Source organism: Devosia sp. SD17-2, from assembly GCF_029201565.1.
GTDB lineage: Bacteria > Pseudomonadota > Alphaproteobacteria > Rhizobiales > Devosiaceae > Devosia.
The window spans coordinates 1,955,134-1,976,501 of the sequence record NZ_CP104002.1 but is presented as its reverse complement, the minus strand read 5'-3'; the positions used below and the strand labels follow the sequence as shown (position 1 = coordinate 1,976,501).

Annotated in this window: 24 protein-coding genes; 7 read left to right on the top strand and 17 right to left on the bottom strand. The window is 60.2% G+C overall.

The genetic code is table 11. The features are described from left to right. Positions 1-12: 12 nt before the first annotated feature. Positions 13-957, bottom strand: coding sequence for a hypothetical protein (locus NYQ88_RS09670; RefSeq protein ID WP_275654720.1), 945 nt, complete (start codon positions 955-957; stop codon positions 13-15). A 240-nt stretch (positions 958-1,197) separates the two neighbouring features. Between NYQ88_RS09670 and NYQ88_RS09665 the strand changes: the two genes are divergently transcribed. Together NYQ88_RS09665 and NYQ88_RS09660 are read left to right on the top strand one after the other, a co-directional pair. Continuing rightward, on the top strand, positions 1,198-1,761 hold the full coding sequence (locus tag NYQ88_RS09665; protein ID WP_275654719.1) for an RNA polymerase sigma factor: 564 nt from the start codon (positions 1,198-1,200) through the stop codon (positions 1,759-1,761). Next, positions 1,758-2,465: a hypothetical protein gene (locus NYQ88_RS09660; RefSeq protein ID WP_275654718.1), complete on the top strand. Its 708-nt coding sequence runs from the start codon at positions 1,758-1,760 to the stop codon at positions 2,463-2,465. The genes NYQ88_RS09665 and NYQ88_RS09660 overlap by 4 nt, the downstream gene beginning before the upstream one ends. A gap of 5 nt (positions 2,466-2,470) precedes the next feature. Here NYQ88_RS09660 and NYQ88_RS09655 read toward each other — a convergent pair whose 3' ends face one another. Both NYQ88_RS09655 and NYQ88_RS09650 read right to left on the bottom strand, forming a co-directional pair. Continuing rightward, complete coding sequence (locus NYQ88_RS09655; protein ID WP_275654717.1) at positions 2,471-3,280, bottom strand: hypothetical protein; 810 nt, start codon at positions 3,278-3,280, stop codon at positions 2,471-2,473. Between the two features lie 64 nt (positions 3,281-3,344). After that, entirely contained in the window at positions 3,345-4,997 is a 1,653-nt protein-coding gene (locus tag NYQ88_RS09650; protein WP_275654716.1) for a hypothetical protein, read from the bottom strand. Positions 4,998-5,213: 216 nt separating this feature from the next. On the opposite strand from NYQ88_RS09650, the gene NYQ88_RS09645 reads away from it, so the two are divergent. Beyond that, positions 5,214-5,567: a hypothetical protein gene (locus NYQ88_RS09645; protein ID WP_275654715.1), complete on the top strand. Its 354-nt coding sequence runs from the start codon at positions 5,214-5,216 to the stop codon at positions 5,565-5,567. 18 nt (positions 5,568-5,585) lie between these two features. On the opposite strand, the gene NYQ88_RS09640 is transcribed toward NYQ88_RS09645, so the two are convergent. Next, a complete protein-coding gene (locus NYQ88_RS09640; protein WP_275654714.1) occupies positions 5,586-5,978 on the bottom strand; it encodes a hypothetical protein in 393 nt (130 codons plus the stop codon). A 317-nt stretch (positions 5,979-6,295) separates the two neighbouring features. Between NYQ88_RS09640 and NYQ88_RS09635 the strand changes: the two genes are divergently transcribed. Next, positions 6,296-6,778 carry a hypothetical protein gene (locus NYQ88_RS09635; RefSeq protein ID WP_275654713.1) on the top strand — a complete coding sequence of 161 codons (483 nt, stop codon included), beginning with the start codon at positions 6,296-6,298 and terminating at the stop codon, positions 6,776-6,778. Here the strand turns inward: NYQ88_RS09635 and NYQ88_RS09630 are convergent. Further along, positions 6,775-7,500, bottom strand: coding sequence for a hypothetical protein (locus NYQ88_RS09630; protein WP_275654712.1), 726 nt, complete (start codon positions 7,498-7,500; stop codon positions 6,775-6,777). The two genes, NYQ88_RS09635 and NYQ88_RS09630, sit on opposite strands and share 4 nt — an antisense overlap. Further along, positions 7,497-8,081 carry a hypothetical protein gene (locus NYQ88_RS09625; RefSeq protein ID WP_275654710.1) on the bottom strand — a complete coding sequence of 195 codons (585 nt, stop codon included), beginning with the start codon at positions 8,079-8,081 and terminating at the stop codon, positions 7,497-7,499. Before NYQ88_RS09625 ends, NYQ88_RS09630 begins: the two co-directional genes overlap by 4 nt. A 141-nt stretch (positions 8,082-8,222) precedes the next feature. Here NYQ88_RS09625 and NYQ88_RS09620 point away from each other — a divergent pair, with 141 nt between their 5' ends. Then, positions 8,223-9,116, top strand: a complete 894-nt coding sequence (locus tag NYQ88_RS09620) for a hypothetical protein (protein ID WP_275654709.1) — start codon at positions 8,223-8,225, stop codon at positions 9,114-9,116. A 17-nt stretch (positions 9,117-9,133) separates the two neighbouring features. On the opposite strand, the gene NYQ88_RS09615 is transcribed toward NYQ88_RS09620, so the two are convergent. The 4 genes from NYQ88_RS09615 to NYQ88_RS09600 all read right to left on the bottom strand — a co-directional run bounded on the left by NYQ88_RS09615 (position 9,134) and on the right by NYQ88_RS09600 (position 11,635). Then, a complete protein-coding gene (locus NYQ88_RS09615) occupies positions 9,134-9,730 on the bottom strand; it encodes a hypothetical protein (protein WP_275654708.1) in 597 nt (198 codons plus the stop codon). Between the two features lie 43 nt (positions 9,731-9,773). Continuing rightward, positions 9,774-10,154, bottom strand: coding sequence for a hypothetical protein (locus NYQ88_RS09610; RefSeq protein WP_275654707.1), 381 nt, complete (start codon positions 10,152-10,154; stop codon positions 9,774-9,776). Continuing rightward, complete coding sequence (locus NYQ88_RS09605; protein ID WP_275654706.1) at positions 10,151-11,272, bottom strand: hypothetical protein; 1,122 nt, start codon at positions 11,270-11,272, stop codon at positions 10,151-10,153. Before NYQ88_RS09605 ends, NYQ88_RS09610 begins: the two co-directional genes overlap by 4 nt. A gap of 162 nt (positions 11,273-11,434) precedes the next feature. Then, positions 11,435-11,635: a hypothetical protein gene (locus tag NYQ88_RS09600; RefSeq protein WP_275654705.1), complete on the bottom strand. Its 201-nt coding sequence runs from the start codon at positions 11,633-11,635 to the stop codon at positions 11,435-11,437. A gap of 337 nt (positions 11,636-11,972) precedes the next feature. Between NYQ88_RS09600 and NYQ88_RS09595 the strand changes: the two genes are divergently transcribed. Next, positions 11,973-12,212 (top strand): hypothetical protein, encoded by a 240-nt coding sequence (locus NYQ88_RS09595; protein ID WP_275654704.1) that lies wholly within the window; start codon positions 11,973-11,975, stop codon positions 12,210-12,212. 198 nt (positions 12,213-12,410) lie between these two features. On the opposite strand, the gene NYQ88_RS09590 is transcribed toward NYQ88_RS09595, so the two are convergent. The 3 genes from NYQ88_RS09590 to NYQ88_RS09580 all read right to left on the bottom strand — a co-directional run bounded on the left by NYQ88_RS09590 (position 12,411) and on the right by NYQ88_RS09580 (position 14,127). After that, entirely contained in the window at positions 12,411-12,578 is a 168-nt protein-coding gene (locus tag NYQ88_RS09590; protein WP_275654703.1) for a hypothetical protein, read from the bottom strand. Positions 12,579-12,706: 128 nt separating this feature from the next. Beyond that, complete coding sequence (locus NYQ88_RS09585) at positions 12,707-13,009, bottom strand: hypothetical protein (protein ID WP_275654702.1); 303 nt, start codon at positions 13,007-13,009, stop codon at positions 12,707-12,709. A gap of 563 nt (positions 13,010-13,572) precedes the next feature. Then, a complete protein-coding gene (locus NYQ88_RS09580) occupies positions 13,573-14,127 on the bottom strand; it encodes a hypothetical protein (protein ID WP_275654701.1) in 555 nt (184 codons plus the stop codon). 492 nt (positions 14,128-14,619) lie between these two features. Here NYQ88_RS09580 and NYQ88_RS09575 point away from each other — a divergent pair. Further along, positions 14,620-15,389 (top strand): IS5 family transposase gene (locus tag NYQ88_RS09575; protein WP_275654860.1). Its coding sequence is split into 2 segments (ribosomal slippage): positions 14,620-14,931 and positions 14,934-15,389, totalling 768 coding nucleotides; the frame shifts between segments, so codons are not numbered across the junction. Positions 15,390-15,555: 166 nt separating this feature from the next. Here NYQ88_RS09575 and NYQ88_RS09570 read toward each other — a convergent pair. From NYQ88_RS09570 to NYQ88_RS09555, 4 genes are all read right to left on the bottom strand, one after another. Next, positions 15,556-16,668 carry a hypothetical protein gene (locus NYQ88_RS09570; RefSeq protein WP_275654700.1) on the bottom strand — a complete coding sequence of 371 codons (1,113 nt, stop codon included), beginning with the start codon at positions 16,666-16,668 and terminating at the stop codon, positions 15,556-15,558. A gap of 162 nt (positions 16,669-16,830) precedes the next feature. Continuing rightward, the gene (locus NYQ88_RS09565; RefSeq protein ID WP_275654699.1) at positions 16,831-17,808 is read right to left on the bottom strand and encodes an ABC transporter permease; all 978 of its coding nucleotides are present in this window, start codon (positions 17,806-17,808) and stop codon (positions 16,831-16,833) included. Further along, a complete protein-coding gene (locus NYQ88_RS09560; protein ID WP_275654698.1) occupies positions 17,808-20,267 on the bottom strand; it encodes an ATP-binding cassette domain-containing protein in 2,460 nt (819 codons plus the stop codon). Before NYQ88_RS09560 ends, NYQ88_RS09565 begins: the two co-directional genes overlap by 1 nt. Positions 20,268-20,335: 68 nt before the next feature. Beyond that, the gene (locus NYQ88_RS09555) at positions 20,336-21,364 is read right to left on the bottom strand and encodes an ABC transporter substrate-binding protein (protein WP_275654697.1); all 1,029 of its coding nucleotides are present in this window, start codon (positions 21,362-21,364) and stop codon (positions 20,336-20,338) included. Between the last annotated feature and the right edge of the window lie 4 nt (positions 21,365-21,368).

The window sequence follows — 21,368 nt, the reverse complement described above, 5'->3', positions numbered from 1 at the left end:
CTCCTAGCAGCATCAGAATGCCACCGCCCGGCAGTCGGTCTGGCTTAGCCCGAGGTCCTCAGGCGTGACGTTCAGCAAGGGCGTGGGGCGGAAGGCGCTCGCCAGCTCTTCCGGGTCGCCGGTTTCGAGCGCCGCGACGCGGGCGGCGTGTACTTCAGCAATGGCATCGAGCTGGTGCAGGAACTCTCTCCATAGCGCTGCGTCCGGTTTAGCTGCCGTATCGATGGTCCTGAAGGCTTCAGCCGTTTGCTGCCACTCGGCGTGCAGAGCTTTTGCCGCGGCCAGCAAGGGCGCGCGATCACCATCGACTTCGCTGAGGGCGAGCACACCTCGCATGATGATCGTGGCGTCATACGAGTAACGCGCGGCACGGCGATCAACGATCTGCGCGCAGACCCGCGCCGCAGCGTTGATGAACTCGGCCCGAGCAGGCGGCACCCCGGGGCTCGAGAAGACCAGCTCGCAATCCCGGCCCAAGAAGCCTAGAGCGAAAAGGGCCTGCTCCAGTACCTGGGGGTCCGTTGCTGCATCGCGCTTGAGCCGGTGGGGCTCGAAGCGCCCCGAGGTGAGTGCCTCTATACGCCTATCAAGCAAATCGATCTCGCCGGCACCTATGCCGAGAAACAGGTGCCACTCCGCAGCCAGTTCCGGCTCCTGCGCAGACCGTTCCGCCATGCCTGCATGGGTTATCACCAGATCGTTCCGCTGACGCTGAAGGACATCGATGAGCTGAGGCCTCTCAGCCGCTTCGGGCAGGCTCTCGGACCGCACTACAGCGCTGATGATTGCTACAGCGGCCTTCTGGCCCTCCTCAAACAGCGCATGGTCGCGTTGCTCGATGAGACTACGGCACAGGGCATTGGTGCTGCCCTCCCACTCCGATGCGGCCACCAAACCGCTCGCGCCGGTCAGATTGGCCGCCCAGAAGCAAACTGCAAGGAAAGTCCTGATCTTCATAAGTTCTGGCTCCAGGATTGGCGGCAATGTCGTTGTGGGCGAGGCCTAGTTGCGGGCTGTTACATAGGAGACGAACGGCACGGCACTATTCTTGGTGCAGCAGGGAGCCCGATGCCGATCTTGAACCCAAAGTGTGCAAAAGCGGAGGCGGAGGAAGGCTCTCCTTGCGAGGGACGACGATGTAGGTTTGCATGCTGGTCACTTCCGTTATGATGTCGCCGATGTGAACAGAATTTTCGAGTGACCAGTGAGGTTACCTTGCTAAAGGAAGCGGCGGCAGCTGACGGCCCGGATGTCGATGAATTAGTGGTCCGGTCGCAGCGCGGTGACCAGCAGGCGTTCAACCGACTTATCGCTTCGCAATACCATTTCATCTTCCGAGTCGCCTTCCGCGTGCTGGGTCACAAGAGCGATGCCGAGGACGTTACGCAGACCGTGTGCCTGCGGCTCGCCACGAGCCTCTCCAGTTTCGATCACCGCGCGAGCTTCACTAGCTGGCTATACCGGGTCACCATGAACGTGGCTCGCGATTTCCTGCGCGCGCAGGGGCGCCGCAAGAGGCTGGTCGATGGCGCAGCCATCCTGGCGTCCGAACATGTGAATGCCGAGCAAGATGCGCAGCGACCGGTCGAGGACATCTGGTCGGTTGTGCGCTCCCTCCCCGAAAAGCAGCGCGACGCCGTTATCCTGGTGCACGGGGAAGAGCTCAGCCAGGAAGAGGCTGCTCGCATCATGTCATGCAAGAAGGTGACTGTGGCCTGGCACCTGCACAATGCGCGCAAGACACTGAGGGATCTGCTATGAACCGGCCCGTGTCACACGATCCGCTCAGCCGACTTCCCCCCGATCGCATTCCGGAGCCCTCGCCCGGCCGCGTAAAGGAAACCATAGCTGCGGCGCAGCAGCTTTTTGCCCGCCAACCCGTGCCGATGCCCGGCAACCATAGGCCGGGGCGGCGCGTCTTTTTTGGGCGCACCTGGATGGAGGCGATTCTTGGAGCCGGACTCGTTTCCACCGCTTGTGTTTTGGCCCTCGTGCTCTCGCCGGCCTTCCTGATGACGCCCCCGGCTCCTGAGCCCGAACCGGTACAGGCTGGACCGATTCGCACCGAGATGATGGTCCCGCCCCAAGGCGTGCAGCCGCTCGATCTCGACATGATCGTTGACCTTGAGCCTTACACGAACGGCGAGTTGCGGCTGGGCGTGCGCAATGCCGATGACCGCTTTGCGCTCTACCATGTCGATGAGCAGGGACTCGAACAGCAATTGCTGGGAGGGCGCAAAGGGGCCGCCGAAACAGTCAGCATCTCCGATGCCGTGTTGGCGGAGTGGGATGGCGAGCAGGTGCTGGCGGTACGCTCCGGCTTTGGGGATTTGCAGCGTTGGGATGCCTTCGTCGATACGAGGTTCGGATTTGAACTGTCGGCCGCACTCAGCCGTCAAATATGGGACGCAGCCGATGCCGCGGAGGTCGAGCGGCGCCTCGCAGCAGCGGTTTCCGGCGGCTAGACAGGCTAATCGATCAGGCGATCGCGATTTCCGTTCCGGCGGCACGTGGCAATGAACTCTGCCGCGGAGGCCGGATCGTCACGAAAGCGCGTGAATTCGTCCGGATCGATGCGAAAGTACGCTTCGTATTCGGCGAGGTGGTGCTGCCCGTCCTTGGTGATGGGCGTCGACAAGTAGTGAGCGCCGGTCTTGTTGTCGAAACCAAGGGTGAATTGTTGGATTCGATACACCACAACATCGGAGAAGCGCTGATCTGGTGACGCGCCCTTGCGCAGGGCGGCGTTCAAAGCAGCCGCCAAGGCCTCGGCATCCTCATTGTCCAGCGGCCCGATGAGCCGTCCGCCCAGGCGCACAGAGGACTTGCGGCTCCTGATCGTTGCGTAGCCGCCGCTAGAATTTCCATTCACACCATAATTCTTGTGGGTGCGATGATGCACCTCGGCTGCCGGACCGCCCTTCTTGTCTCGGGCAAGCTCGAACGAAACGGGCAGCGGGGTCGCGAACCTGACGCTGATGATACCCGGCAGAATGGTGATCCGCCGCGGCAGCGCATTCGACATCTCCCGCAGAGCTGCGACGAACAGGACCGCGAAGCCACAGCCCATGATCGCGACGCCGATCCAGAATTCTGCAGGAGGAACCGAGCCAGATGCTTGCTGCCCCCAGAGCATGACCCCAATTCCGAGCAAGGCAATGCACGTGGCGGCGAGGCACACGCAGACCAGCAGTGCTTGCCGCCCGATCGTACCGGGGGCGAGCTCAGGGCACTGGATGATTTCGGTGCGGTTACCGTGCTCGGTCACCACCACTGCCATGACGCACCTCCATAACCATGTTCCAGCGTTTGTTTGCGATGCCGGATGCTCCCGTCCCGCGGCGTCACTCCTCCTCGCGCTCCCAATAGACCTGACCGCGGATCAGCAATTCTTCGGGCGATGCGGGATCGCCGCCGTCGATCATCGCGAAGAAGTGCCGCTCCTGCCCGTCCGGACCGTCGATGATCATGGTGAAGTTCTCGAACCGGTAGGTCAGGCGCTGAGGCGCTTCGTCGCCGGGCACCACGGTAATGAAGGAACCGGCGAAATTGCCTGCAATGAAACCGCCGCGCGTATAGGTAACGGTGCCATCTGCGCTGAACACATATTCGCGGTCGCTACGCGCGCCGCCACTGGCTATTTGCAGATAGTAGAAGGCGCCCTCCAGCCGCTGATCAGCGGGCATCGGCACCAGGCGTTGTGCTTCCGACAGATCGATCTCCTCGCCTTGGTCGAGGCCCCCGGACCGGACCAGCATGACCTTGCCCCAGTGATCGGACCAGGTGAACCAGCGCTCCGGTTCACGCTGCCGCGAGAGGCCTACGTTCAGGTCCGTGAAGGCAAAATCCCACTCGTGGCGGTAGGCCGTTCCATCCCGCAGCAGCACATAGATGTCCTCCTGGCGGTCGATATAGCCGTTACCGAACCCGTCGATGCGGTTCGCGAAGTCGGCCGCGTAGAGCACGCGATCGACTTGGTTCATGGCCAGCCCGGCATTGGGACCGGCGAAAGCCTCAGTGAACTCCAGCGGGCGGAGCATGAGGCCGGCACTGTCGTCAATGGCAGGGGCCCCATTGGTGGGCTTGGCGTTGGAAACACGGCAATCGCCGAGATTGATGACGCCACCGACACGTTGTTCCAGTACCCAGCGGGGTGATCCGGTGATCACCACATCGGTGCCGAGGCCCGCAGCGAATAGATTTTTGTCACGTTCCGTGGCGAAGTCGCTGCAGCTCGCCTCAAGGCTCGACTGCCAGTCACCGCGCCACTCCCGCAACTCGTCGTCCGAGACAATGCGACCGCGCAGATGCAGTTGGCCCTGAGCTTCCAGCCATTGGAGAAGATACTCTTCGCGCGCTTCCCTGAGATGACGGTTGTCCTCGGCACTGGCCTTGGTGCCGATGGCTTCCATCACTGCGAGGGAGCGTGTCCATAGGGTCGCGAGCGGCATGACGCCAAGCTCGTGGGCTTCAAAGGCGGGCGCAGGAGCTTCGGCAATCTCGATGCCAAAGTCCTCGGCGTTGCGGGAGAGGCTGCGGATTGAGCTGGCGAGGTCCAACATTTCCTCATTCAGTTCCTGCGCCAGGTCGTGGCACGGCGAAGCATCTGCTTCGATCGCGGTAGCGACTTCTTCCCGGGCGCTCATCGCGTAGGCGTCGAGCTCTGTCCCGAGGCCATCGTAAGCGGCGATGGCGGCGGCCAGGACCTGATCATAGGTTGGCAGGTCTACCACATGCGCCCAGCCCGCCATGAAGTCGCTTCGCGCTATTCTGCTGTCGGGGAAGCGCTCGTCGCAGACATCCACAATAGCGCGAGCCTTGGTGACGGATGTTACGGTATTCCCCATCAATTCGGCATATTCCGTGGCCTCATCCGCCTGTGCCGGCCCGAGCACGAAGAGCATGGCGAGCGCAGCGCCGGCAATGCGGATCGCAGGCTTCCGCTGGTGCCGCACCGATGCCGCCGAGCAGCAGGCGAAAGTTTTAAATTCGGACAATGTGCATCCCTCCCGCTGTTCTTCGATCTGCGTCCTCAGCCGCTCAGACCCACCCCGAGTCTTCATCGATTTCTCCGGGTCGGACCAGACAAGCATAGGACGCTACTCTTCCCCCTGCTCTTGGGCCTGAAAGTGAAAAGATATAGCGGCCTCCTGGCCAATACTGACCCGAGCCAACCCGTCTTACCTGCATCGGAACTTTCAGGGATTTGCGCCATGACACGTCACCTTTGCACCCTTTTCGCGGCGGCCTGCTGCCTCCTCACCGCCCCGGCGGCCCTGGCGGACGGCTTCGCTTCCGCCCAGACTGGCGGCTTTAGCGAACTGAAGGTCGGAAAAACCAACATCCTTTGTTACCAGGAGCCTTGCCCCTGGAACGGGGTCTTACCCGCCGATGAACCCCTTGCTCCGCATGAGACGCTCTGGAGCGGCGACATGCCCCCTCCCCTGAGTGGCGCGAGCGAGGATCGTGTCCATATTCGCGAAAATTATCGCGAGCATTGCACGCTGATCAGCGGGCGCTTCCGGCAGGGTTTTCTCGAAGTGGCCGAGATCCTTGGGCCCTGCTGAGCTCGGGTTTCCACCAACTTACTGTTCCGGGAACACGGAACCGAACGGGGCTGCGCCGGAGGGATCCTGGAGGCAGGGCGTGCTGAAATAGCCGACAATGTAGCGGTGAGGATCGCGTTTGAAGCCGGAGTCGAGGCTATGGCTTTCCCCGCTTGAGGGATCCAGGGCCGCGATGTTGACGCCGCCATTGTCCAGCACGCGGTCCCGAAATATCTCCCAGCCACGCTCTCGCCAGTCAGCCACCGCCGCGGTGAGAACAGCCCCTGCATCACCGTTTTCGGCCGCGAGGCGGACGCCAACCCACACGGCATAGATATCGTCGCGCATCTCGCCCCGCGCACCCTGGCAGCGATTGATCCGGACCTCGAAGCGCTCGCGTTCGACCGGCAGGTCAGCAATAAGTGCTTCCACCTTTTCTGCGAAAACGCCAGCAGCATCATGGCTTTCTCGCAGCTCCAGCTCTGTCTGGGCAGAAGTGGGAATCATAGGCAAACAAAGGACCATGGCGAGACCGGCGATCCCGGCTCGAATGGTTGGCCAACCGAAGTAGTATGATCTGAACATGCTGGTCCTGTCCTTGCACGCCCGGGAAAGTGGTACGCTACCTATTAGACGACTGCGTCTGGTCAATGCTTGGCCCTGGGCACCCAATAATGCTGTTCAGCGACCAATCATGAACTCTGGCGATCGTCTTATGATCAGGCAACATCAAAAAGGGAGCAGCGGCGATGCGGAAGACAGTGCTGACCATAGTGGCCGCGGCAGCCGTAGGGCTCTTTGGTGCGGGGTTCTATGGCTTGGTTCTGCGCGAGGAGCCTGTCGCCACGGGCGAACTTGTGGAGGCGCTGCTTGAGGAAGCCGACGAGAACAAGCTCACCGAGGTCTTTGCGGGATACGTGCCGATCGAGGCCGGTTTAGAGCAGCAGGCCGCCGTGCTGATCGCCAATGGATTTCGCTGTGGCGTTCGCCCGTCCAATGTGGAGGGCAGCAGATACCTGACTTGCGACCGGCCCAACGAGGGCACGGGCTATTGTCGCGGCTTCCAATTCTTTAGCTACCAAACCAAGGCCGGCGAGATCATCGAGGTCCTTGGTTCCGCCTTCGATGGCGAACGCCACCGGAATATACTTGGCCGATGCGAGAACTTCCGCCAGAACTTCTTCGAACTGGCGGATGATCTCGATAATTTGGAACTGGCCGCCGAACCTTAGCGGGTCAGTTCCAGATAGCCGTCGCGCAGGATGGTCATCATGTCCATCTGCTGGTGAATGTCATCCACCATTTCGCCCATGGAAAAGCTCGTCATGCGCGCAGAGCAGTCTTCAGGCGCCGGATTCGGCCGGCGCACTTGTTCGGCATTGGCAAGGATTTCCGCCTGTTGCTCCTGGGGCAGCACGGCAAACAATTGCTTTATGTCGTCATAATCGACCCGATAGCGGCCGTCGTGACAGACATCGGCATAGGCCATGTGCCGATGCGCCAGGTCGAGCGTTGACCGGCCGCGGGCCCGAAGGTCACGCGCCACACCTTCCACGTCGCCGCGTTCTACGATGTTCGCAACCAGGTTGCGGTTGGCCTCGCTGAGGCCTGAATAGGTCAGCGGTGGCAGATCCGGATCGGGGTTAAACCACGCCGCCGGCCGGACCAGATCAAGGGACGCTGCCAATTGTAGCAGGCAGACCAGTGCGGCAAGGCCGGCAACACCCTTGCTCACCAATGCCTTGTGGCCGCGCGACAGCAAGGTCCGCGCCGCAAGGCCGAGGCCGACAAGCGCCAAAATAGCGCCAACGAAGTTGAACTGCTCATCCCGGACCACCGCCCCATTGATGGTGACGGTCTGCGAACTGCCGACAAACAGGAAAAAGGGAATGACCCCGAGTGCGAGTGCAATAATCGGGGTCTTGAGGCCGGAAACACGGAAGGCTGAAGTCATGGAGAGATACTCACCGCAGGAAAGGACAGGTTCGCCAATGCGTCGATCGCCTCGCTACGCATGGCGCCGAGGCCGCTCATGAAACTCGTGGCGCCATCCTGGCCATAGCCGCGGCGGCTGATCCCGACGAGCGCAACCCCTTCTCCATCCCCAAGGGTCTGATAACGATATGCATTCCATTCCACGATCACCGGATCGGCCTCAAGGTCGCTGACCAGGAAATCGAGCAGTATCTCTCCAGTCGTGTCGTTTCGCATTAGGTCGTAGTTGAGCACCGGGTCCACACCCTTTCGGGCTTCCAGAGACTGGACCTGCGATGCGGCTGCATCCATCGGCGTAAGAGCGCCGAAAACGGCCTCGACCAGGATCATGTCCTGGTAGGTCTCGACCTGCTGGCCTGCCGGTACATATTCCTGCTTGAAGTAGTTTTCCGAAGGTTGCGAGGTCCAGGCCAGAGCGTACTCCTCGCCTTGGAATGGGATCGGGCCGGGCACACCGAGCAGGTCCGACTGCGCAGAGCTGGGCATCAACATCAAGGCGGCAATAGCCGCAACACCGGTCGTTGTGAGGATTGGTCGCAAGATGGCCTCCAAACTGGTTTTGTGAGTAAGACGCAATCTGGCCCCATAGTATTGGCCAAGACCAAGTCTTTTTTTCCAGCAGGACCAATAGAGGGGTTCGCCATTGCGTCTCAATATGGACGCTCCCCAGGAGACGAGGCCATGTCCGCACTGCGTTCCGAAGTCTTGCCAGCTATCCAATTGCCTCATCCGATAAAAAGGACGAGGGTGGCCGCGGCAACTATGTTGGCGAGCGCAGTCTTTGCCAGTGGGTCTGTTGCCGACACCCTGCCCTCTGGAATGGATGGGCTCGTCGTGGTCGAGCTGACGCGGCTGCCCCCGGCTCCGCAGCCGGTCGAGCCAGCATTGTGCGATCATCTGCTGGTGGAGCCCCGTACCGCTGGCGGAGCGAAGGCGAAGGCGCTCGGCTGGGCCGTCACCGGCGAGGTGTCGCTGAAGGGGTTTGACGTGGTGAGCTTCGTTGGCGGGGTTGAGCCCGGCACCAGCGGTTCATGCCAAACGAGCGATGGCAATGTAGCGCTTTTCGATGGCGAGCAGTTGCACTGGCTGGTTTATGGCGAAAAAGGCGCGGGCGCTCGCATCGGGAGCATTCAATCATTCGAAAACGCGGCTATTCGGATCTGGGACGGCGAATTTCTTCCGCAGCCGATTGCAGACCTGCATGTCGATAAAGGCGGCGCAATATCCCTGGTGGCGCTGGCCGATGTGGAGCAGTTTTGCGATGGCCAAGCGGCAGTGCCCAACATCTATGGCATGCCGATCGCGTCGGCGCGCGAGGAACTGGCTTCGGCCGGTTGGGGGCCGATTCTAGGCATCCACCCCGGCGAGCCGGCCGATACGCGCGCCGAGGCACTGAAGGCCAGCGGCATATACGAAGTGCAGTCGTGCTCCCCGACGGGCTTCGGCTCTTGCAGCTTCCGCTATAGCGGGCAATTTGCGGAATTGTCGGTGGTGACGGTGGGAGAAGGGGCCGGATTGTCCACCCCGGCAGTAGCCCGCTACGACGTAGCATGCGCTATTCCGGGGGTAGGCTGATCAAGCGGAGGCAATCACTACTCCGGGCAGCGACCCCAGACCTCGATCTCGGCCGCGGTTCTGATGACCATGACATCCGCCCCCGGGAGCCAGATCTCCTGACCGCCCTGGAGCGCGGCTTTCATTTCGGCCAGTGCTTTCTGTTGCTGATCCTGGGGCGCATCTTCCAGTCCATAAATGGAGAGGATGTAGTCGTCCTCAAGAACGGTGCTGAACATGCGTCCACCGTCCACGGCTACAAGGTCGAACGAACCATGGTCCACGCCCGTTGGTGAGCGCTGATCAATATGGATTCGATCAGGGCCGGTCACGGAATAGGTGACGATGTTCTCCCAGTCGTCGGCGCACAGCCGATCAATGCTCCGCGCCAGGCTTTCGCGGGACGCCCGGTCTTCCAGCTCCCAATCCCGGATGGTGTTGTTCAGCGTGAACCAGCGGCCAGCAAGACCTGCGACGATTTCGGATGCGGGCTCTGGGCCGCCCAATGGCTGCACCTCTCCGGTTGCAACAAGCGGAGCGATCCTGTCGATCTGCTCGGCAATAAGTTCGGTGGCAGCGACCTCCGAGACGGACACCAGCACCAAAGCGGCAGCGGCGACGCGCAGCGGGTTCATCTTAGATTCTCCTTGGAATGCGAAAGCGGACGGGCGGGCGCTCTCAGGCCCCGAAGGGATCGAGTACCATCAGTATGTAGCTCATGGTGCCGATAAAGGCTGCTAGGCAGAGCCAGATGAGGGAGTGGAACAGGTTCACCAATGGCCATTTCATCCAGGCGCTCAGCCCCTGCAGCGTGACGAGGGCAAGATAGGCTGACGGATAAAGGATGAGCGCGGAGAGGCCGAGGCTGAAGATAGCTTCATCCGCTGTGCCGGCAAAAGCCGATGCGCCCATGATCCACATCAGCAGCAACGGCATCGCCGCCATTGCCGTCAGCAGTGGTGGCAGGACTAACAGCGTCTGGACCAGCCGGGACTGGCCATGCCCGCCCGCCGCTCGAGACGCTCGGCTGGGCCGCAGGAACGCGCCGCCCGTGGTCACGACGCCCTGCCGATCTGCACGACTGTGAAGTCACGCCGAAGATAGGCATCAAACATGGCCTGGAAGATTGGATTGGCCGAGCCAGCGGCACTGGTGCCGGTCACCTTCAGGGTTGCTGCGCAGAGGCTGTCCGGCGTTTCTACGTGGGCGGTTTCCAGGGCGCCTTGCGCCGCCTCCGGCATGGTATCGGTCCAGCGCTGCGCCATCTGTTCGGCGGCGCTTTCTGCAATGGCGCAGTCGCTATAGCCCAGGGAGATCAGAACAGCGGGCTGCTCGCCCTGCACATCGGCGATCAAGCCGCCGAAATAGGCTGGGATGCCCTCCGTTCCGGCTTCCAGCTTGGCCTCGAGTTGCTCGCGCGCCCTGTCCAAGTGCAGGTCAATGGTGAGCAGCGCATCGAGATCAAGCCCCCCGAGCCCGAAGACCGGCGAGATTAGCATGGCTTGCACCAGCAGCCCGTCTCCGAGTGTCTCTTTTAGCCCCTCAAGGGCCGCGCTGACAACTGCGCTTTCGGCCATGTTAGGCCCCTGCCCGAGCAGCACCGGCAACGGGGTCGGCACGGGTGCCTGAATAACCGCATCGCCCTTTGCCGCAGCGAATGTGGCTGCCCCGACCCGGCTGCGCCAGGGATCGGCAATATTCATCTTGGTGGGATCGATGGCTAGCGGCTCGCCATTGCCGATCACGCCATCCGGGTCGACAGGATCGAAGTCGGCGGCATCGAGCGCCGCGATCAGGGACGCAGCAGCGTCCTCGTCTTTGAGCCCCCAGATGGTAACGGTCTTGGGAGCGTCGCCGAAGCCTGCGAGGTAACGAAGGTCCTTGAGGTCAACAAATGACTTTTCGTTCCAGGCGTCGGGGCCGTGCGTCTGCAGCGTATTGTAGGGCGGCAGCATGCCGCCGACCATCGCACGCGCCAGCACTGTCCTGTTGAGCCCCTCGGCGCCGGCCAAGTCATGGAACGCCGCCATGTCCACGAAGCTGAACTGGATCGCAGCGGAGGTGTTCAGCACTGTGTCGGGCAATTTCGCTAGAGAATTCCGTAGCGGCTCGACACCTTGAGCAAGGACGGGAACACTGGCCATCAGCAAGATGGCAGCGGCGGCAGAAAGGCGCATGGTTCTACTCCCTTGAGTTATCTTTGCAGGTGAGACGCGCGATTGAGGGCTGATATTGGTAGAGAGACGAGTTTCTGTGTCCTGGAATCTGCGCCGACCGATAACGATCCCCCGCCTGCGTCCAAGGGATGGCGGTCGATCGCAAAGAACAGGCGGCGTGCCTTAGCGCAAAGCGCCGTCGTGATTGCCTGCCAGAGCATCAATCAACCGGTGCGGCACGGTCAGCTCCCACCAAAGGGCATCCGCATTCTCCGCCATGTCGGGTAGCGGCTTGATAAGGCTGGTCCCGGCACAGTTGGTCACATCCTGATTGCCGAGGGGCTGGCGCGGCGCTGGCCGGATGGCCGCGAGTGGTGGTGCCACTAAACTACGGGCGCTGTCGTGTGGGAGTATCGGAGGTCGCCCGCAGCTCACCGCCAGAAGACCGCAACAAACAACATCAGGGCGAGCAAAAGGATGACGATAGCTGGAATGAATACGATTGGACCCAACAGAGGGTTTTTCTCGGTATTGTCTTCGTGAGCGCGGGGCTCCTCGGGTGGAGACATGGTGCGTTTCCTTATCCTGTAAGGACCGAACTTTGGGTAGCTACGCAAGTTGCAATGAATCGCGTTTCTTCACTTTTGAGCAAATTAGCACAGGTTTGCTTGACGCATATTTGAACGTATATTTTGATTGAGCCTGCGGACAGGAGGCCAAAATGGACCAGTCAAACTTGGTTCACGAAATTACCGTCGAGTACGACGGCAAACGTTTGAAAGCGACCTATTTTCTCGAAGGCAATGCCATTCACGCAATGGTCGGTGATAAGTCCTATCGTTTGGGCGCGGGCGAGGTGCCAGTGGACACAGTCATTCGATCTTTTCTTATGGAACAGCTGGCTGGCGACGGCGATCGCTTGGAACTTTCTGGAGATGAGCGCCTCCGGCGAACTTTGTGAAGGGGAATGACAGCCCTCTAGCGCTTGTCCTTTAACTGCCTCGCCACCTCTTCTGCGATCTCGCGGTCCCGTTGCCCTTCTGCAGCTGCTTCTCATACGTCTGGACCAAGTGATGAATGCCCTTGGACGTTTCCTCGAGGCCGATGTTGGTGCGCAACATCTGCTGTATGACGAGCCCAACGCTCTCCACCAGCTCCTTTACCGGCCCCATATCGGCGAGCTGGCCGGAGACAGCGACTCCTGCGCCTCGGCGCCGGTCGGGCCTTCATTCTTCCCGAACACCTTGGACCATGCGGCAAGTACGGCGGTGGCAATGGCGAAGGCCGCGCCACCGAGCCATTGAAAATCAGCGGGTATGCTGTCCATTAGTCCCTGCCCGTCCTACGTCTCTCCAGGCGTGAACACACACCAGAAGCTTAGAGCCAGAGGCAGCGGATAGATGCCGCTCCCCGATGTTTGGGCAGTCATAACCGAGGTGTAGACCAGGAACGAGATCACGGCCGCAGCGGCGGCCATGCAGCCTCGCACCACGGGCGAATAGCGCGAGTACCAGGTATTGGCGAAGGTGCCGTTGATAGCAGGCCCAAGAGCCACAAATCACCAACGGCGAGGCAAATGGCGCCCCAGACTTCCTCGGAGGCGATGCGGAACATGCCTTCCCACGTTGCCGGGTTCGCCCATGCTGTGCCATCGCCGGCAAGGTTGAAGCGCCAGAAGGTCAGCGCGGCCGCCATAATCTCTTCGACGAACCGAGCCTCGAAGTGGGCGCACACACCCGTTGCGATGCAGATGAACATGCCGAAGCCCGAAACCATAAGAAAAAGCGACCCGAGTAAAAAAGCATAATATTCCTTTCCGTCCCTTTCGGCATTTCCTGGAGAAGGACTATTGTAGCCTCGGGCTCGGGGCGTTTTGACTTAGCACCGCGGCTGGCCCGGCTTCACTTCCCCCGGCGCGGCCGGGCCACTTCTCTATTTCTGTGTTAGCCGTTCCCAGTGCGCGCGGGGCTTGGGCGCTACGGCCGCAACCGCATCTGCCTTGCGCGCAGCGGAAGACCCCTTCGGCAGCTCCGCCTTCTTCCCGTCCGTTGTAAAAACCTGGGGGGCCACCGTGGCACGGTAGGATTGCCACTGCCTCTAAAGAAAATAGCCGAGGCCTAAATAGGCAGAGACAGTCAGGCCCCCGCCCTGACCCGTGAAGATGGTGCGAACCGTTTCCTGCATGGCAGGCGGATGGAGCGGTAAATCGGGACGAAAACGCCGGCAGAGGGAGCAAGCTCCTGAACACGGCGCCAGAGCCAACCGCGGATGACGTTCTGGGCAATAGCGGCTGCAATGCTGGTGATCACAGTGTTGGCCTCCTAGAACCGGACAAAGAAAAAGGCCGCGGCAAGGGCGGCCAGTATGATGATTGCGGCGATGACGCCGGCGGGTTTGAAGTCGCCGGGCTTGGCGGGCTCATGGAGGCCGCTTATGGGTAAAGGTGAGGGCGTCGGCGCGGGAGAGGCAGAAACGCCACGAGCGGGCTGCACCATTTCCCTGAGCTTCATCAGGATCGGCGCTACGCCCAACTGTTTGTCGACGGGGTTGGGATCGAAATTGCCATCGGCCACGTATTTGCCCTTGGCGTATTGGACGGTGCCGGCCCAGAGGTAGGGCGATGGCAGGCTCTTGTTACGATAGGCCAGGCCGTTATACGCCTCGAGCCTATCCAGCGTATTGCCGATCGACCAGTCCGTGTTCTTGGCAACGTAGGGGTGGCAATCAGCGATGGCGTCAACGGCGGCCTCTTCCCAGCTTTTGAATGGCCCCCTTCCCGCCGGAATCAGAGTGGTTTTCTTGCCGGTTCCGATGATCTTCTGGCCGTTGTGTAGGACGCCTGCGAAATCGCCGGAACTCTCCCGATAGTGGATCACGCCGATAACTTCCCAGGGAAACGGCAGTGGCTTTTGACACGAGCTCATAGCGGGAGCGGTTAGCCGCAATCTTCGCCGCCTGAGCATTGATGGGCGTAGAGCGCTTGAATTGGGCGCCGTGCCAGCGCTCCGCGTGGTGATCGCCATGAAGGCCTCCTGTGAATTGATTTGTGGGCTTTGTGATTGCGTGCCCAAATACGCACCTCTTGGGAGGCAAGTAAGATGGACCGGCTGCTCTACGGCTTAGTTGCGTTGTGCTTTCTAATCGGCTTGGTCAACTCTCTAGCCTTGATTTCCTTCATATGACCGCGAACAGCAATTCACGGCCGACAACGCGTCAGCGAAGTTGTTCGTGGCCATGAGGGCCTCTTGTCTATTGGGAGATATAACGATCGTTCAGGCGCCCAATGCGCCCTAGGTCACATACCCATTAACGGGATTCCCAAAGTGCTGCTGTTGTGATTCCTTCCCTTTGGTGGACAGGAGGTGATGATGGCGCGTTTTGATCTTACGGATTTTGAGTGGTCTGTGATCCAGCCGCTGCTTCCGACGAAGGTGCGCGGCGTTCCGCGCGCCGATGACCGGCGTGTTCTGAACGGCATCTTCTGGCGGCTTCGCACGGGCGCGCCCTGGGCCGACATCCCGACGCGGTATGGCCCGCACACGACCTGCGTGAACCGCTTCAACCGGTGGCGCAGGGCCGGCCACTGGGCGCGCATTCTTGACGCTGTATCAGCCGCTTACAATGGCGACGTGCAGATGATCGACTCGTCCTCGATCCGGGTTCACCAGCACGCCGCCAACGGTCAAAAAAAGACGAGCGATCCCGTTGCATGGGTCGTTCGCGCGGCGGCCTGACCACCAAGATCCATGCGCTGGTCGATGCCCAGGGGCGGCCGATCCAGCTCAAACTGACCGAAGGCCAGGCCCATGATGGGCGATCAGCAGCGGACATGTTTGCCACCCTGTCCGCTGGAAATATCCTGCTCGCAGACCGAGCCTACGACAGTGATGCCCTGCGCAGCACCATGGCCGAGCGCGGTGCATGGGCCAATATCCGCGCCATGCCCAACCGCGTGCAAACCTTCCCATTCAGCCACTGGGTCTATCGCCAGCGCAACGCTGTCGAACGTTACTTCAACAAACTCAAACACTTCAGGGCAATCGCAACCCGATACGACAAGCGAGACGACAATTTCCTGGCATCAGTCCAACTCGCTTCAATCCGTATCTGGTTGCGAAGTTATGAGTCGGTCACCTAGAGTCGGGCCCGGGCTTGCCCCGGCCCGCGTAGCAGTCCCGGCAATGGTGCGCCGGGGCTGCTTTTGGTTGCTTTAGCAGAGTGAACTTTTCGAAGCCGGCGCTTGAATCAGATCAGATACGCAGCCCCGATCTCTCCAAGCGCTGGCGTTCGGACAAATCGTTGGCCTACAGCGAGAATGCGTCGACCGCTGGCACCGTATCGGCCCCACCAATGACGACGATATTGTTCTCGGCAATTGCCGTGTCACTACCCTTTTCAAAGAGCTTGAGAGAGATCTCGTACTCTCCGGCCGCCAGTGCGTAGCCCGAACTGAACAGTTCGCCCTGTTCATTTGGCTGGTACCACTGGACTGCCTGTACGTTCTGGGTCACTGATGCACGACTGTCGCCGTTAACCGGGTTTCCGACGTCATCTACCAAGCGCTCTTCGTAAGCCGGGAAATCCCAAGCGAAGCCGGAATAGGCGTCGGTATCTCCAGCGCCATTGTCTACGACCCCAAGATTTCCACCTTCGGCGATCAGATTGAGCTCACCGAACTCAGCAACGCCCTCCCCACTGTTATGATCTACGAACAGTTTGACGTCATACCGATCGAGTAATCCGCTCAGATCAACTTGATCGACCAGACTGGCGACCGAAAACCTGAACATCACATCATTTCCGGGCACGAACGAATAGACACCGTCCTCGTTCGCATCCTGGATTATTCCGGTCTCGCCCTCGGGGGCGTTGCCGCCTCGATAGTGTACGCCAAGCGCCAACTCAACATCCGGAACATCGTCGCCTTCAAGATCAACTGATGTGACCGAGAAGTGGTCAGCTGTGTTGCCGCGCCCCTTCCACATATTGATCCCGCCGTCATCCATCGCGATCTCAGAAAGAGCCGCATCTCGGACGGTTACGGCGACCGGGTCCGGTTCGGGATTACCGGGATCGGGGTCACCAGGATTGGGGTCCGTTGGATCCGGGTCGCCAGGATCCTGTCCATCGCCAGGCCCTGCAATTACGTCCTCTACAGCTTCATTGACGCTTTCCGGCGTCGCAGGGGTATCCTTGTCTATCCCATCAAGAAAAGCCCGCGCCGCGTCAGCGGCTGCTTCGCCTTGATACGCCTCGATCTTTTTCGGAGTATCGAGGGTTTCCGTGAACATCACCGCCGCGTCAACCTTGGCCTGGACGTGAGCGCTGTCGTCGCCCTGCGCGCCCTGCAAAATGCCGACCGCGATGTTCGTAAGGTTCAAATCACCGGACTCAAGCTGGCCCAGGAAAAAGGCCAAGCCTGTTGATTGCCAGATCCAAACGACAATCAACAGTCAGCGGGCCCTCGCAAGAGCGGGCTTGACCCTAAGGCTGCCGACACGGGATTGACGCTCACTGCTGCAACCATGTCATTCACTGTGAGGGAGGGCAAAGAACGTCATGCCGCCCCCCCAAGCCATTCATGCCAAATTTGCTTGCGGTTTTGCCGCTTTGAATGTGCCGCCCTGCACCGCCAAGGCGAGTACAAGGATAACTACAGCCCCTTGGATCATGTCCTGGGCACCCCTGGGCAAGCCCATGATCTGCATCAAAGTGACTACGAGAACAAGGAGTACGGACGCGAACAACGTGCCGGCTGCGGTCGCCGACCCGCCAAAGATCAGGGTACCGCCGATAACCACAACAGCCACCGATTGCAGGAGATAGGGCTGCCCCATCTCCAGAAACGCCCCGCCGACATAGGCACCCAGCATCAAGCCGTTGAATGCTGCCAGCACGGAAGAGACTACAAAGGCAATCGCCACGACGCGATTGACACGCACGCCGGCCACGCTCGCTGCTGCACGGCTCTGTCCCACGGCAGAAAGCTGCTGCCCATATGCGGTCTTGCGCAGGACAACGGCGAAGCCGGCCGCGACCACCACCGCAACTACTGCCATGAGGGGAACTCCCATGATCCGTCCACTCGCAAAGCCCTTGAGCAGTGGACTGACCGTTGCGCCCTGCAGCGACCGGTTGGCCAATAGCGTCGCTGTCGCGAGAACGTATCCGGACGCAAGGGTCGCGATAATCGCCGGGATGCGGATAGCGATGACCAGAAAGGCATTTATCATACCCACGACGATGCCAAGGCCAAGAGTCGCCAATAGCCCGACTATCAGCATGTCGTCCGAACCACGGATGATCAGCATGCCCAGATAAGCGCTAAGCGTCATGACTGTGGCGACCGATAGATCGATATTGCCCTTTCCCGTCGTTACAACCAGCATTTGTCCTAGACCGGCAAGCGCCAGGAACGAGGCGGACAACGCAATACCTGACAGGCTGGCAAGGCTCCATCGACCAGTCACCGCGGCCAGGACGATCCAAAGCAGCATGACCGCCAATGCGGACCAGACCCAACGATTTGTCCTCACGAATGAGCGCAGCGCGTCCATCAGTTTTCCTCCGTGTCGCGGCTGGCTAGGCTACGAAGCGCGAGGATTGCAAGCAGCACCCCGCCTTGCGTGGCAGCGTTGAAGTCACTTGATACATTCAGGATGCCAAGCAGCGCGCCGATCAAAGACAGGGTGACCGCACCGACTACCACGCCAAGTGGCGTTATGAGCCCGCCGAAGAGTGCACAACCACCCATCACCACTGCGGCCACACTAAGCAAAGTATAGGAATTGCCCGAGTTGATATCGCTCGCCGTGTTCACGGCCGTCAGCATCATCCCCGCAGCGCATGCAAATGCTCCCGCGATGAGATAACGGATGACGCTGTAACGAAGTGCAGACCATCCACTGGTGGTCATCGCAGCTGGGTTATTGCCAAATCCGCGCAAGGCAACACCAAGCGGGGTTCGGTCGATGAAGAGGGCTACTGCGGCAACGATGGCCAGCAGGATGATGGCGGTTGGAATTCCCGCAAAAGACCAACTGACGATGGCTGAGAGCCACGCTGGGCTGCTGCCACCTGGCGTTGGCTGAATGGACAGTCCAATTCCCAGCCAGATGAAGGACGCCCCGAGGGTAACGACAATCGCCGGAATTTTCCGCGCCTGTATGATCGCACCCATAGCTGCATATCCGAGCACTGCCAGCAGGATACTTCCCACGCCGAGGAGCGGCTGATCAAAGAGAAGGGTGGCGCTCAGCACGCTGATCAACCCCGCGAACGCACCTGCCCCCAGGTCGATTTCACTGCCACCTACAATGAACATTTGCGCGATTGCCACCAAGGCCAGGGCAACGGCAGGCAGAAGCAGGAGGTCGAGCCCGAAGGCGGTCGCCACCATCGGATTTGACTGTACCATCAGTGAAAATACAGCCGCGAGGCTGATATAGGGCATTGCCGTGACGAAGAGCCGGCGCCAATCGAGAGTAGAACCGCCGCTCGCTGTCGCAGAAGTCTTCTCACCGGAGAATGACGCTTCCACGATGGACGCTTCTGAAATCTCACTGGCGACAAGCTCCCGCACAATCTTTCCGTGCGAGAGTACCAGAACGCGATCCGCCCTAAGGAGCTCGCGATCTTCGGTTGTATGCCATATGGCTGTTCGTCCAGTCGGGACAATTTCGTCTATCAGGGAATAGAAATCCTGCTTCGTGGCGATATCAACGCCGCGCATGGGGTCGTCCAGCAAGATGATCGGCGCTTCATTAACGAGCGAGCGCGCAACAAGGGCTTTTTGCTGGTTCCCTCCGCTCAACTCGGTGATCCCAGATTGCATACGCTCCGGATCGAGTCTCAGTTTGGAAGCCGCGCTGACTGCGGCCGATTGTTCATCGCTTGCCGAAATCCAAGAAAGTTCCGAGCGCTTGGCAAGGCGTCCAATGGAGATGTTTGAGAGCACATCCCACAGCGGAAATATGCCTTCTTTCTTTCGATCGCCGGCAACGAAAGTCGCGGCTGCCTGCCTTTTCACCCCGGAGTGATTGCCCTCGAATATTGCATGCAGCAACTCTGCTTGGCCACTGCCCTCAAGCCCCGCCAGACCAATCGTTTCACCGCGACGCAGTTCGATAGGCCCTCCGCCATCGGCACGCCAACTGGCATCTAAAGTGACCAATGTCTCGCCAGAGACATCAGAGGGTTCGGTGCGCGCGAGCTTCGTCGTCTCCTTGGCGCCCCCCATGAGGGATACCAATTGCTCGACTGAGGCCTCCGAACCGGCGCCTCGCCAGACCAGCTTGCCATTGCGCAAAAGGGCAATAGTCGTCGCAACCTCAATGACTTCATTAAGTTTGTGGCTGATGAAAATGAACGCCATCCCTTCGGCAGCGCGGCGCGAAACATAACTGCGAAGCTGGCCGGACCGCTCTGGACCAAGTGATGATGTCGGCTCATCGAGAATGATCAATTGGACGCCAGGCGTTGCACAGGCGCGCGCAATTTCCACCATCTGGCGCTCGCCTATGTTCAGACGTGAGATCGCTGCGTCGACATCGATGCGGTGGTCCGGAAAGACATCATCGAGCGCCGCCTGTGCCCTCTCGCGGTATCGGCGGCGCCAACCTGGTGCGGGAGTCGCGCCCCCTGGAGACTCGATAAAAAAGTTCTCTGCTACGGAGAGATTGGTGCACAGGGACAGCTCCTGATGCACCATGCGGACGCCATGCGCCTGTGCAGACGCCGTGTCATAAGTCGCGAACGAAAGGCTCTCTCCGCAAACGGCGATTTCCCCCAAGGTCGGGGCCGTCACGCCGCAGAGGATTTTCATCAGGGTAGACTTGCCCGCGCCATTGCCGCCAACCAGCCCGATCACCTCTCCCCGCGCCACATTCAGGTCGATCAGGGAATTGGCGAGTGTCGGCCCATAGCTCTTGGTGATCCCCTTCAAGGTCAGGAAGATCTCACCATCTGGCCGTGTGGGACTTTGGGTCACAGGCGAGGAGGCAGCAGCAACAGGCATGGAGCAACCTTGAGTTTAAAACCTACCGGAGGCTTTTGAGCCTCCGGCACAATCATGCGTCGTGGCTGTCAGTTCGACAGCAGATTGGTTTGAACCCATTCCAGAGAATAGGACGGGCTAATAATGCGGCCGGGAGCCACATCGGCATAGTCCGCCAGATTCTCATTGGTTACAGTAGCAACCGGCATCAGCATCTGCTTGGGAGCCTCCGCACCCTGCAGCAGAGAGAGGCCAAGCCAGAAGGCGGCCCCGCCAATCCCGGGCGTGGTGTTCATAGAGATCGTTTCATAGCCATTTTCGGCGTTCGCTTCGGCCCACCAGCGAATAAAGTCGGTGCCGCCACCGCCCTCGATAATGGGCATGTTGCCCTCGTATTCACCGCCATACTGCACGAAGGCCTGCGCGATACCGACGTCATCGCTCCCCCCCTGACCCAGCACAGCGTCGACGCGCGGCAGGCTCGGCAGGACGTTGGCGATAGCAGATTGTGCGACCGACGCGGTGGCCTGTCCGTAGACGGTGGCGACAACGTTCACGTCCGGATACTTCTCCAGCACGGACTGCTGCGCACTATACATCGCTTCGTCTGGCGCAGAGCCGGCGACGCCGCGCACGACGATCACATTGCCTTCGCCGCCAATCATTTGCATCACGGCTTCCGCCTGCTCGGCCTTATAGCCAAGGAAGTCGAAATTGAGCTGATAATTGCAGGGTGCAGAGGCCACAGAGTCAAAGCTGATGACAATGATGCCGGCGGCACAGGCGCGCTCGATCATCCCGTTAACTGCCGTTTCAGAAGCGGCGTTGATCGCGATGACGTCGACACCCTTGAGTATCAACTCGGCCATCTGGCTATTCTGCTGCACTACGCTGCCATCGCCATTAAGCACGATGTAGTCAGCAATCTGCCCCGCAGCCTTGGCTTCCTCGGCCGCATCTTCGAAAGCTTCGACCATCTGATGGCGCCAGGTATTGCCATAAAACGAGTTCGCGAGAGCAATAACCGGCGCATCGGGAGATGCGAAACTGGGGGTGGCGACGAGAGCCAGGCTGCTAAGGGCACTGCCAAACAGGACGTATTTGAATGCGGTCTTCATGTTC